The organism is Tabrizicola sp. (genome assembly GCF_041913445.1).
Classification (GTDB): domain Bacteria; phylum Pseudomonadota; class Alphaproteobacteria; order Rhodobacterales; family Rhodobacteraceae; genus Tabrizicola.
Map to the genome: position 1 here is coordinate 1 of NZ_JAYSFG010000038.1, position 12,335 is coordinate 12,335.

Annotated in this window: 12 protein-coding genes and 1 pseudogene; 11 read left to right on the plus strand and 2 right to left on the minus strand. The window is 64.0% G+C overall.

Annotated elements, in window-relative coordinates; genetic code table 11:
* Nucleotides 1–118: 118 nt before the first annotated feature.
* The gene (locus ACE3Q6_RS21470) at nt 119–472 is read right to left on the minus strand and encodes a zf-TFIIB domain-containing protein (RefSeq protein WP_374436974.1); all 354 of its coding nucleotides are present in this window, start codon (nt 470–472) and stop codon (nt 119–121) included.
* Between the two features lie 246 nt (nt 473–718).
* Here ACE3Q6_RS21470 and ACE3Q6_RS21475 point away from each other — a divergent pair, with 246 nt between their 5' ends.
* Both ACE3Q6_RS21475 and ACE3Q6_RS21480 read left to right on the plus strand, forming a co-directional pair.
* Nucleotides 719–1,927 (plus strand): aminopeptidase P family protein, encoded by a 1,209-nt coding sequence (locus ACE3Q6_RS21475; RefSeq protein ID WP_374437008.1) that lies wholly within the window; start codon nt 719–721, stop codon nt 1,925–1,927.
* 158 nt (nt 1,928–2,085) lie between these two features.
* Nucleotides 2,086–2,814 (plus strand): annotated as a pseudogene (locus ACE3Q6_RS21480) (L,D-transpeptidase); the annotation flags it as partial.
* 154 nt (nt 2,815–2,968) lie between these two features.
* Here the strand turns inward: ACE3Q6_RS21480 and ACE3Q6_RS21485 are convergent.
* A complete protein-coding gene (locus ACE3Q6_RS21485) occupies nt 2,969–3,310 on the minus strand; it encodes a cupin domain-containing protein (RefSeq protein WP_374436977.1) in 342 nt (113 codons plus the stop codon).
* Nucleotides 3,311–3,469: 159 nt separating this feature from the next.
* Here ACE3Q6_RS21485 and panB point away from each other — a divergent pair, with 159 nt between their 5' ends.
* The 9 genes from panB (at nt 3,470) to ACE3Q6_RS21530 (ending at nt 12,320) form a co-directional block, all read left to right on the plus strand.
* Nucleotides 3,470–4,300: a 3-methyl-2-oxobutanoate hydroxymethyltransferase gene (panB, locus tag ACE3Q6_RS21490; protein ID WP_374436979.1), complete on the plus strand. Its 831-nt coding sequence runs from the start codon at nt 3,470–3,472 to the stop codon at nt 4,298–4,300.
* Complete coding sequence (panC, locus tag ACE3Q6_RS21495) at nt 4,297–5,136, plus strand: pantoate--beta-alanine ligase (RefSeq protein ID WP_374436981.1); 840 nt, start codon at nt 4,297–4,299, stop codon at nt 5,134–5,136. Before panB ends, panC begins: the two co-directional genes overlap by 4 nt.
* A 195-nt stretch (nt 5,137–5,331) precedes the next feature.
* Nucleotides 5,332–6,402 carry a hypothetical protein gene (locus ACE3Q6_RS21500; RefSeq protein ID WP_374436983.1) on the plus strand — a complete coding sequence of 357 codons (1,071 nt, stop codon included), beginning with the start codon at nt 5,332–5,334 and terminating at the stop codon, nt 6,400–6,402.
* The gene (locus tag ACE3Q6_RS21505) at nt 6,403–7,524 is read left to right on the plus strand and encodes a hypothetical protein (RefSeq protein WP_374436984.1); all 1,122 of its coding nucleotides are present in this window, start codon (nt 6,403–6,405) and stop codon (nt 7,522–7,524) included.
* A 68-nt stretch (nt 7,525–7,592) separates the two neighbouring features.
* A complete protein-coding gene (locus ACE3Q6_RS21510; protein WP_374436986.1) occupies nt 7,593–9,518 on the plus strand; it encodes an ATP-binding protein in 1,926 nt (641 codons plus the stop codon).
* Nucleotides 9,515–9,901 carry a hypothetical protein gene (locus ACE3Q6_RS21515; protein WP_374436989.1) on the plus strand — a complete coding sequence of 129 codons (387 nt, stop codon included), beginning with the start codon at nt 9,515–9,517 and terminating at the stop codon, nt 9,899–9,901. Before ACE3Q6_RS21510 ends, ACE3Q6_RS21515 begins: the two co-directional genes overlap by 4 nt.
* Complete coding sequence (locus ACE3Q6_RS21520) at nt 9,901–10,695, plus strand: hypothetical protein (protein WP_374436991.1); 795 nt, start codon at nt 9,901–9,903, stop codon at nt 10,693–10,695. The genes ACE3Q6_RS21515 and ACE3Q6_RS21520 overlap by 1 nt, the downstream gene beginning before the upstream one ends.
* Nucleotides 10,692–12,041: a DUF6638 family protein gene (locus ACE3Q6_RS21525; protein ID WP_374436993.1), complete on the plus strand. Its 1,350-nt coding sequence runs from the start codon at nt 10,692–10,694 to the stop codon at nt 12,039–12,041. The genes ACE3Q6_RS21520 and ACE3Q6_RS21525 overlap by 4 nt, the downstream gene beginning before the upstream one ends.
* Complete coding sequence (locus tag ACE3Q6_RS21530; protein WP_374436995.1) at nt 12,042–12,320, plus strand: hypothetical protein; 279 nt, start codon at nt 12,042–12,044, stop codon at nt 12,318–12,320. It begins immediately after the preceding gene.
* The last annotated feature ends 15 nt before the right edge of the window (nt 12,321–12,335 follow it).

Sequence of the window (12,335 nt, forward strand, 5' to 3'; positions counted from 1 at the left end):
CGATTTCTTCGAAGAAATCGCATCGGAGCCTTTGAAGGCTCCGGTCCGGAGTTTTTGAAAACTCCGGGGAGCGGCTCCTGCGTCCTGCCTTCGGCGTCTTGACGCGAGGGACGTTGGGTCAGAAGTCGAACAGGTCGCTCAGGAAGCTTTCCTTGCGCTTCTTCTTGTAGCCGTACTTGTAATCGTCGTCGTCATAGTCCTTGTGCCGGCGACGGTCGTCGTCGCGGTAGCGCGGCTCGGGCTGGTAGACGGGTGCGGCATGGTGCGGGGCGGCGTGCTGGTGCGGCTGGCTCTGGATCGCCTGCTGCGGCGTCGGCGCGGGGGCAGCGGCGGGGCCGCCCAGCGAACGCTCGATGATCTTGTCAAGCTCGCCCCGGTCCAGCCAGACGCCGCGGCACTTGGGGCAGTAGTCGATCTCGACCCCGCCACGGTCGGCCATCACCAGGGTCTCGTTGTCAACGGGGCAGCGCATCGGCCTCTCCATTCGATGTGTCAGGTCGATACATGGGGTCGCATTTGCGCCTCGCAAGGGTCGGAAACGCTCTTGCGCGAATTGTTGCGAAGGCGCATGGAAGGGATGAGCCGTGGCGATGGCGTCGCCGCAGGGGTCTTGCGCCCCGACGCTTGCAGCAAATGCTGCTTCCGTCCTGTACGCCGGGACCTTTCGGGGTCCTGCGGCTTATCCCAGAACCCCTGCACATGAGGTCTGGAAATGTCGTTGAACCGCCCCGAGATGTACCGCTTCCACAATGGCGGGAAGAAGGACACGCTGCCCTTTGCCGATCAGGAATACCATGATCGCTTGGAAGGCCTGCGCGAGATCATGGAGATGCACGAGCTGGACGCGGTCGTCCTGACCTCGATGCACAACGTGGCCTATTATTCGGGCTTCCTGTATTGCTCGTTCGGCCGGCCTTATGCCTGCGTCGTCACCAAGACCCAGTGCGTGACGATCAGCGCCGGGATCGACGCGGGCCAGCCCTGGCGGCGGTCGATCGAGGACAACATCACCTACACCGACTGGACGCGCGACAACTTCTGGCGGGCGGTCGTGTCGGTCATCGGCACCGGCAAGGCGGTGGGCTGCGAGGCGGACCATCTGACGATGGAGCGGGCCGAGAAGTTCAACACCTTCCTGAAGCCGAAGCGCGGCATGGATATTGCGCCTGCGACGATGCACCAGCGGATGCGGAAGTCCGAGGCCGAGATCGCCCTGATCAAGCACGGGGCCAACGTGGCCGACGTGGGCGGCTATGCCATCCGCGAGGCGATCAAGGTCGGCGCGACGGAGCTTGAGGTCTCCATCGCCGGACGCGATGCGATGGAGCGCGAGATCGCCAAGCGCTTCCCCGATGCCGAATACCGCGACACCTGGGTCTGGTTCCAGTCCGGCATCAACACCGACGGCGCGCACAACCCGGTCACGAACCGGAAGCTGAAGCATGGGGATATCCTGAGCCTCAACTGCTTCCCGATGATCTCGGGCTACTACACCGCGCTGGAGCGGACGCTCTTCGTGGGCGAGGTGGATGATGCCTCGATGAAGGTCTGGCAGACAAACATCGACAGCCATGAATTCGGGATGAAGCTTCTGAAGCCCGGTGCCTCTTGCGCCGAGATCACCATGAAGATCAACGAGTTCCTGGCCGAGCGGCAGATGCTGCAGTACCGGACCTTCGGTTATGGCCACTCGTTCGGGGTGCTGTCGCACTACTACGGCCGCGAGGCGGCGCTGGAGCTGCGCGAGGACATCGACACGGTGCTGGAGCCGGGGATGGTCATATCGATGGAACCGATGCTGACGATCCCGGAAGGCATGCCGGGCGCGGGCGGCTACCGCGAGCACGACATCTTCGTCGTGACCGAGGACGAGCCCGAGGACATCACGCATTACCCCTACGGCCCGGCATTCAACGTCGTCGGCTAGGGCCCAGGCGTTCGAAAAGGACAGGGAACGGAAATGGCCGATGGTCGTTTCCGTTCCAGCCTTGCCCGTGAAGATTCGGAAAAGCTTGCGCTTTTTGCTTGACGGATACCGGACGGGGCGCATGGTGACCAAAGCTGCCCTTAGATGAGTCTGCACCCGTGACCCAATCCCTTGCCCGGATCTTCGCGATCCTCGCCCTGCCTTTGCTTGCCGCCTGTGCAAGCGGAACGTCCCAGAAGCAGCCGGACGCGGTTCCGGGCTATGAAGGCATCCAGGACGGTGAATTCTTCATCGAGCCGGTGCCGGCAAAGTTCCTCGCCGACGGCAACAGCCGGACCGAGGTGGCCTATACGGGGCCCGAGGCTCCGGGGACCGTGGTGGTCGATACATTCGCGCGGAAGCTCTATCTGGTGGGCGAAGGCGGAATGGCCACGCAGTACCCGATCGCCGTGGGGCGCGAGGGCATGTCGTTCCGCGGCACCGGTGTCGTCGGGCGAAAGGCGGAATGGCCGTCGTGGACGCCCACGGCGAACATGATCCGCACCCGCCCTGACCTTTACGCCGCCTATGCCGGCGGGCTGCCGGGCGGGCTGCAGAACCCCCTCGGCGCGCGGGCGCTCTATCTCTATCGCGGCGGGCGGGACACGATGTTCCGCATCCACGGCACCTCGGACGCGGCTTCGGTCGGACATGCGACCAGCGCGGGCTGCATCCGCCTCTTCAACCAGGACGCCATCGACCTTTACAACCGCGTGCCGAACGGCACCCGCGTCAAGGTCCGCACCGAGGCGGAGAGCCTGGCGCTGGAAGGGCCGCAGATGCTGAACGCCTACGGACGGATGGTGCCGGCGACCCCCGAGAACATCGCCCGCAAGGAGAAAGAGCTGAAGGCGCTGGAGCGTCAGGCCGCCCGCGACAAGGCCGCTGCCGAGAAGGCCGAAAGGAAGCGCCTCGCCGCCTGCGCCCGCCGGGGCATCCCGGACGCCGAATGCATCCCGGCGGAAACCGCCCCGGTGGTGTCCGTCGGCACGGCGGACAGCTCTACAGCCGGATGACGTAATCCTTCAGGGTGGTCTGCACGACCTCCCATGTCCCTTCGAAGCCGGGGCGGATGATCAGGCTGTCCCCGGCGTGCAATTGGGTGACGCTGCCATCTGCCCCCGTCAGCAGCGAATAGCCCGACAGGATCCGGAAGTATTCCCATTCGGAGTAGCTGACCCGCCACTTGCCGGGGGTCGACTGCCAGAGGCCGCAGTAAAGACCGTCACGCTCTTCCAGGTTCCAGGTGGTGTGGACGGGATTGCCCGAGATCAGGCGGTCGGGGGCGGGGCCGCCGGTTTCCGGGGTGATGCCGTCTCGGCTGACGCGCTGGATCAGGGGCATGGGCTTCTCCTTTGACCGTCGCATTCAGTCGGCCCGAAGCTTGCGGGTCAAGCCCGTGACGCTGCGCTAAGCGGTGCTGCGCTGCGGCGCAAATTTGTTGCGGCGGGCTTCCGCTTGTGCCCATATGGCGGGCAGAATGTGAATTGCGCGGAGGCATCCATGAGCGCCACGTCCCCGGTCCGGCCCGTGCTGCCCCCCGACATCCGCGCCCGCAAGGGCGCAGCGCCACTGGTGGTGCTGACCGCCTATTCCACCCCCGTCGCCCGGCTTGTCGACGCGCATTGCGACATCGTGCTTGTGGGTGACAGCGTGGGGATGGTGATCCACGGCCTGCCTTCGACCCTGGGCGTGACGATGGAGATGATGATCCTGCACGGCCGCGCCGTGGTCCGGGGCGCACAGAAGGCGATGCCGGTAATCGACATGCCCTTCGGATCCTACGAAGAAGGGCCACAGCAGGCCTTCCGCAATGCCAGCCGCCTGATGGCCGAAACCGGCGCTCCGGCGGTCAAGCTGGAAGGCGGGCAGCATATGGCCGAGACGATCGCTTTCCTGACCCAGCGCGGCGTCCCCGTGATGGCGCATGTCGGGTTGACCCCGCAATCGGTGAACACCTTGGGCGGCTACAAGGTCGTGGGCCGGGCCGAGGAAGCCGAGAAGGTCATGGCCGACGCCAAGGCAACCGAGGCGGCAGGGGCATTCTCCATCGTGCTGGAAAAGGTGCCCGCAGGCCTTGCCGGGCGGATCACAAAGGCCCTGTCGATCCCGACCATCGGCATCGGGGCTGGCGTCGACTGTGACGGCCAGGTCCTGGTCGTCGATGACATGCTGGGCCTCTTCACCGATTTCCGGCCCAAGTTCGTCAAACGCTATGCCGAGCTGGGCAAGGCCGCCGACGAGGCCATCGGCGCCTATGCCGCCGAGGTCCGCGCACGCAGCTTCCCTGCCGCGGAACATTCCTTCCCCGACGACCTCCCGGTGAAGAAATGATCCCCATAGTCCGGACGGTGGCCGAGCTGCGCGCTCTGGCGCGGGGCTGGAAAGCCAAGGGCGACACCGTGGGCGTGGTCCCGACGATGGGCGCGCTGCATGACGGGCACCTGTCGCTTGCCCGGCGCGCACGACAGGAATGCCAGCGGGTGATCACCACGATCTTCGTGAACCCCAAGCAGTTCAACAACCCCGAGGACCTGAAGAAATACCCCCGCAGCGAAGAGGCCGACGCGGCGCTTCTCGCGACAGTCCCGGTGGATGCGATCTTTGCCCCCCCGGTCGAGGAGGTCTACCCCGAAGGCTTCATCACCACGGTCAGCATGCAGGGCGTCGCCCAGCCGCTGGAGGGCTACATGCGCCCCGGGCATTTCGACGGCGTGGCGACGGTGGTGACCAAGCTTTTCGGCATGACGCTCGCCGACCGGGGCTATTTCGGCCAGAAGGACTGGCAGCAGCTGCAGGTCGTCCTCCGCCTGGTGCGGGACCTGAACATCCCCGTGCAGGTCGTCGGTTGCGAGACGATCCGCGAGGGCGACGGGCTGGCCATGTCCTCGCGCAACGTTCGCCTGACGCCCGAGGGTCGGAAGAAGGCCCCGGTCCTTTACGCCGCGATCACCCGGGCCGCCGACGACATCCGCGCCGGTCACGCCGACCGCATGGCCATCCGTGAGGCGGCCGAGACGATGCGGAACGCGGGCTTTGAGCGGGTGGAATACATCGAGCTTCGCGATGCCGAGACGCTGATGCCCTCGGACGACCCCCGCCGCCCGCGCCGGATGCTCGCCGCCGCCTGGCTGGATGGCGTCCGGCTGATCGACAACATCCCGGTCTAGGCCTTTCATCTTTGCCCAAATATCCCCGCCGGAGGCATAATGCCGGTGGAACAAGCGCAGCCATTCCGCACTTGGCGGATGGGGGAAGTTGCTGCAAGACTTCCCCCGGCGCGCGTCCGATTATTCGGGGGCAGGATGATGTAATTCGCTGTTACATCACTTAGGTGATGCAAACGATGTTCAACGGAGGGTCGGATGGCCGATTTCGAAACGCAGATCAAGGAAAGCCAGGCTCAGGTCGCCGAGGCGCAGGCGAAGATCAGTGCGATCACCAGCCGGATCGAGGCGGCGCGGTCCAACCTTGACCAGGGCATGCAGCTCGATGTCGAGAATGCGACGCTTGAGGATGTGTCGAAGCACACCGACCTGATGAACGCGAACATCGCCGAGCTGATCATGGGGCTGGACGATGTCACCGCGGGCTTCTCGGCCGAATTCGCCGAGATGCGGTCGAAGACGGGGATGGAGACCTTCATCGGCATCTTCTCATCTGCCAAGGCGGAGTCGATGCGTCAGGAACGGATGCGCGCGGCGACCATCGACGACAAGCTGCAGGACCTGATTTCCAAGTCCGACGTCATCGTGAAGCTGTTGCAGGGCCAGCTTGACCTTCTGAACACCCAGAAGACCCGGGTGGAAGGGAACCTCGCCTCGACCCTGACTGAACGCGAGGAAACCGTGGCCGCGCTGGAAGCGGTGCGGAAGGAAGTGGCGAGCCTCGACCCGAAGATCATCGAGCTGGAGAACAAGATCGCGGTCGAACAGGACGCGGCCGCGCGGACCAAGCTGGAGACGGAGCTGGCGACCCTGAACGCCCAATACAATGCCTTGGTCCAGGACGAGCAGGTGAAGCTGGCGAAAAGCCAGACGCTTGAGCGGTACATCGAGAAGGGCAAGACCTGGGTCGACAGCTTGCAGAACCAGGCGGCGACGCAGCTGGTACTGATCAACAAGCTTCAGACGGACACCAAGCAGCGGGTCGTGCTGTATGACGCGCTGACCTCGTCCTTGAAGACCGCCCAGCAGCAGGACGTGGCGCACCGGATCAACGAGATCGGGGTGAAGACCGACCAGGAAGCCCAGACCGCGATGGCGGCTATTGGCGCGGCGACGAACGACAAGATGGCCGACATGCTGGAAGCGCATGAGGGGCACATGGTCTTCGCCCGCCAGATCCTGGAGCAGAAGGCGAAGGCCGATGAACGCTTCGCCCGCCGCTTCGCGGCGATTGTCGAGAAGCACGACAAGAACGCGTATGGGGAATAAGTGGCCGACGTAAAGGACGTCCTCACCTCGGACCACCACGAGCTTTACGACACGCTCGTTGCCCGTCGCTACTTTGCCAAGTTCGTCCGGATCACCGGGCATCTGGGCCGGGTGGCGGCGGAGGTGGAGGCGGAGGGGAAGCTGACGCGGACCGAGGCGCGGGTCTTGGGGCGGTACCTGACGGCGGTGGCGGGGACGTTCCGGGCGCTGTCGAACAAGTACCTGATGACCGGGCGGGGCGAGGCGGCCCCACGGCTCACCATCGACCGGCACGAGAGCGGGTTTCCGGTTGCTCAGGAGCTGATGACGATGGCCGTCGATGCCCAGCAGGCCGAGAAGCATCTGGCCGGGATGCCCTCGGAAGCGGAGCTGAAGGACCGGATGGTCCGGCAGATCGTGGGCGACCTGACGATCCCCACGGCGCTGCAGTTCGCGTTGTCGCAGCGGTATTACTACGAGGCGCTGCTGGCGGGTGGCATCTTCTGGGCGCGGAATGACCCGGATGCGCAGTGGATCCAGGATCTGGGTGAGCGGCGGCACTTCCTGGTGCATTGGGCGGTCTGGGACACTCAGGTCAACCTGCCGGTGGTCTACCTGATGGACGTGGAGGACAGCGGCAAGAAGCCCCTGCCCAACGACGCCTACCGCTGGCCCGAGGTGCAGCAGGCGCTGATGGCGCAATCTGTGGGTGGGTTGAAGCTGGTGACGATCGCCACCGGGTTCGACAAGGACTTCGAGGGGCTGCACCCGAAGCGGCTGCGCCGGATCATCCTGGGGCCGATGTATTCGGCGAGCTTCACGCTGCAGTCGGGGCCGATTTCGAAGGTGCTTGAGGGCGCGAAGGCACCGGAGGGCGAGGACTGGGCGCTGGTCTGGACGGTGGAGGACCTGATCTCGGACCGTGAGGAAGAGGTGAAGGACGGGTGGTTCTCCACCGCCGTGCGGCAGGTCTACCGGCTGGACCCTGTGGCGGGGGCAGAGCTGGGGGCCACGCGGCAGGACCGGATGATCATCCTGCCCGAGAAGCCCTATCAGGTGCTGGTGGAGCAGAACCCGCGGGGGCTGCAGGGGTTGCGGAAGTTCGTCGTGGGGGCCGGGGGGCGGTTGATTCCGACGTTGTGACCTGGGCCACCCCCGGGGCGCTGCCCCGGACCCCGGGATATTTGGGCAAAGATGAAAGGGCTTATCGCATGAGCACGCGCGACACGATGGAGCTGAAGGAAGAGACGATCCGGGCGCAGTACGAGGCGGCCTTGGGGATGGTCTTCGGCTTCGATCACGCGCCGCGGTTGGCGAAGCCTTTGGTGGTGGCGGTGCAGGCGGAGCGGTCGCCGGGTGTTGGGGTGCGGCCCACGTTCCGGTCGACAGTGCCGGGGATGGCGACGCGCTCGACGGCTCGGCCTGGAGGGGTGCGGCTTAGCGAACGGGTGGAGGGTCTTGGCGACGGGCTAGTCTCTCCGGTGCAGGCGGCGGTGCTGAATGCGCTGCGGCGGTCGCTGGCGATTGCGCTGGCGATGGGGGAGACGTTTGCGGCTCAGTCGGGGCTTGCCGAGTTGAAGAAGGCGAACCTGGAGGGGCGGGTGCAGGATGCGCGGCGGGCGGAGTTCGGGGAGCTGTTGCAGGGCGAGGCGCTGGTGGTTCTGTTCACCTTTGCAAACGCGCTCGCCTACCTGATCGCGCCGCATGTGGGGCCGGGGACGGTGGAGCTGGGCGAGGTCGAGGAGGTCTTGACCGACAACGCTCCGCTGGCCTTGCAGGGGGCCTTGTGGGAGCTGGACCAGGACATCGGCGCGCTGGCGACGGATGACGTGAAGCTGGTGGCGGTGGTGTCGGCCTTTGCCGAGGCCTTGATGAAGAAGGTGCAGATCCGGGCGGAGAATGGGGCCCGGACGTCTGTCTTTACCGCCGGGTCCTGGAAGGTGGAGGCGGATGGGCTGACCATCTCGGGGTTCAAGCCGGCCAAGGCCGCGAAGGGCGGCATGATCGCCATGGCCTTCAAGAAGCCGCATGAGGTGGTGGGGAACCACATCGCCAAGTACCAGTCGCTGCGGCTGGCGAAGATGCTGATGGCCTATGACTTCGAGCGGCGGCTGAACCCGTTTGCGGAACTGGGCGGGTTCATCTTCACCTTCATGGGCGACGGGAAGCCGGGGACGGGGAAGACCACGCTGATCCAGATGATGGCGGGATTGCTCAACGATTACTGCAAGGTGGCGGGGTATCCGTTCCGGTATCAGAACTTCTCCATCGACCAGATCGACAGCTATCAGGGCAAGTCCGGCCAGAACGCCAAGGCCTTCATCGATGCGGTGCTGGACCCTTCGGTGATCGGCTTCGGCACCATCGACGACATCGACCAGGTGGCGGGGAAGCGCGGGGACCGGCAGTCCTCGGCCGGCCAGCAGGAGGTAACGGCGGTCTTCATGCAGGCCTTCGCGGGGGCGGGGACGGTGGTGCGGGGGAACTGCACCTTCGGGATGTTCTCGAACTACCCGGAGAATGTGGATGATGCGCTCCGCCAGCGGGCCGGGGCGCGGTTCCTGGTCGACGGGCCGCAGTCGAAGGAGGATTACATCGATATCCTCTCGCTTCTCTTGGGGAAGAACCACTCCATCCCCGTGGGCGAGCATGATCTTTTCGCGGCGCAGGAGATCAAGAAGGCCGTTGCCGCCAGCTTCGAGGGGCATTCGAAGCCGCATGAGGAGGGGCTTCTGAAGGTCTGGGACCGGGTGTCGGGGGAGATCGGGAAGCTCGATACGCTGGCGAAGATCGGGGCTTACCTCAAGGCGATCCAGCAGGCGGATGAGCGGTTCACGGGCCGCGCGATCAAGAACATCACCGATGCGGTGAAGGTCCGGGCGATGGACTTCGAGCTGCCGGATGAGTGGATGGCGGAGCCAGACCTGTTCCTCTTCAAGCCCTATGACGAGAAGCTGGCGATGATCAAAGGGCTGATGACGCCGATCACGGTGGACATGGTGATCCAGGAGATCAACCGCTACGCCGACTCCGAGTTCCGCTATGCCGACAAGTCGGACGAGGTGGCCATCGAAGCGATGGTGCGCGACTTCGGCCGGACGGAAGAGGCGAAGCGGCGGTATCTGGAGGGGAAGTGAACGAGGCGCTGACCCTGACCCTGTGGAACTCCATCCTGCCGCTGGCGGGGTTGTGCGCGCTGGTTTTCTGGCTTCCGGGCTGGCTGGTGGGGCGGGGGAACCTGTCTCACGGGGCGCTTGCGCGGGCGGTGGGGGTGACGGCCTTGGTGGCGCTGGTCGTGGGGGCCGTGCTGGCCGCCGGGCTTTATGCGGCGATCAACGAGGGGGTCTGGGCGGGGGTCCTCGCGGCGCCGCTGGAGCGGGTGGGGTTCTTCCTGGGCCGGTCGGCGCTGTTTGCGCTGCTGTGGGGGCCGGTCTTGGGCTTCGTCTGGCTGGTGAAGGCGCAGGAGTTGAACCGGCGGTTGGGGATGCGGATGGTGGATGAGGACGGGGGGAAGGGGTGATGAATACGCCGATTGAGCATCTACATGTGTTTCGCCTCAAGTGGAGTGAGCTATCATCTTTAACGCCTGACGAAAAAGCTGGGCTATCCATCCTTGGATTCCTTGTCAGCGAGATCAATTGCCTAAAGAGAATATCTCTTTTCGCGATGTTTCCGCACGATCCGCGGTCCGATTTAGCGCCAGCGATAAATATCCAACGAAATCTTATACTAAGAACTATAACCGCAAAGCTCTTTGAGTTTCTGCGTTTTGTAGAAAAGCAACTGGATAAGCAGTTAATAGAGACCTCTGTCTCCCGGACTATTGGGAAATACGCTGAGGAAGTGGAGCGTTTTCGGGAGGGCGTTGGATTCCGGCTTGCACGCTTAATCAGGAACAAGATGGCTAATCACTTGGATTTCGAAGAAGCGAGGTTAAGCGCGGAGAATGCTCAAGGTATTGTTGAGTGCAGCTACTATTTGACTATAGCTAATGGGAACTGCTATTTTCCGATTGGAGACGAGATTGTATTTGCTTCCGCACTACACCGCGCTTGGAAGAAGAGCGAAGAAGAACGCCTATTGAATGGTAGTGAGACCGAAATTACATTTGAAAAGGCTCTGGACGCTTGGATAGATTGGACACTAGAGCTCGCTGACCTTGCGGACCGCATACATTTGGCCCTGTTTAAAGAGGTTGTTGAACCCCTTGTTCCGACAAGGATGGCACAGCACAAGCCTGTTTGGGTGGACAGCGACTTAGTTGGGCGGCATCCAGGCTTCCGACTGCCTATTTTTGTGCGAGCCAACGAATGAAACGCCTCATCCAACGCGGCCTCATGTTCGGGAACCTGATCGAGGTCTCCTCGCCTGCCCTTGTCGAACGCTACAACCGGGCGCTCAAGCATTTGACCGGCAAGACCACGAAGCTCGACGATTTCCACATCGACCTGTCCGGCTATTCACCTGAGATCGGGGACGAGCTGAACGACGACCTCTACCTCAACCCCAACGGGGCGAACCGGCAGTTCATCTTGCTGACCACGGCGCAGAAGGATGCGCCTCTCTTGAACATCAAGTTCTCCACCAGCCGGGGGATCCTGACGCAGTTCATCGAGAAGAACGAGGCGCAGCTGTTTGCCCTGACCGCGCGGGATGCGGTGGCGGGGGAGTTGCAGAACTCGGTCTACGCCTTCGACACGCCGGCGAAGCTGTTCGACATAAGGCAGGTGACGGTCGAGGCAGATACGATCGGCGGGCATGTGGCGGATGCGGGGAAGCTGGCGAAGCTGATCGAGCGGTTCCGGCAGGAGCCGGACGGGTGGCGCGATGATGTGCTGGTGGCCGAGATGATCGGCCTCGCCAAGAAGACGGGCGACGTGACGCGGGTGCCGATCTCGCTTCCGGCGATGACCTTCCAGCAGTCGAACTTCTGGACCAGCCATTTCGGCGGGGTCTACATCTTCCAGGGCGTGCGCTATCCGGCGGCGATATCCACGCTGGACTGGCAGTCGCTGGGCGAGGTGCCCATCGCGCAGGTGATGGACCTGACCCACCGCAACCAGATCGCCGACTGGCTGGAGCGAAACGGTCTGGTCGAGCCCATCGTGCAGGCCCGGGGGACCGATGCGGCGGCGATCCTGCGGCAGAAGATGGATTTCATCCTGGTCGACGCGGCGGACCGGCTGGGGATCGAGATCGGGGATGCCCGGCGGACGGAGCTGCGGAAGGTGGCCTACAAGCTGGGGACCTCCTTGCCCGAGGAGTTCCTGGGCCTCGCGGCGCTGCTGCGATGGGTCGAAGCGGGGGGACCCTGGCCGAAGATCACGTCAGAGCATCCGGCGTATTTCTATACGTTAAGGGGCAAGGGGCCGGAGAAGGACCTGGTGAACATGCTGCTGTCCGAACTGTCGCCGATGGACGTGCGGCAGATGTTCATCGTCCACAAGGAGTTGTTCTACGCGCAGTACGCCACCTGGTCGGACCGCAAGAAGACCTATGTGGCGGATTTCCTGGCGCGGGAGTATCAGGTGGACCGTGAGGGCGCGCGGACGGCCCTCTTTGGCCCGGAGCCAAGCATGGATGAGCTGCACCGCCCGCAGATGGCGGAGGGGCCGAAGCCCTCGCGTCCCGTGGTGGGCCCCTGGGGTGGGAGACGGTAGATGGGTTGGCTGCGGCTTGCGTTCATTCTCTACGTCGCGCTGACGATCATCTACTTCCTGACCTCGATCTATTCGCGGTCGGTCCGGCGCGAGAAGCTGGAAAAGGAATGGGACACCGACCCCGCGCGCGAGGGGCAGACGGCAGAAGAACGCCGGGCCTTCATCGAGGCGGGGATGGTCCAGTACGACAAGGGGCTGAAAAAGCGGCTCTTGTGGCTTATCTATATCCTTCCGACCGTGGGCTTCCTGGTCACGATCTACTTCGTCAACTGGCATTGAGAGGACAGACCCATG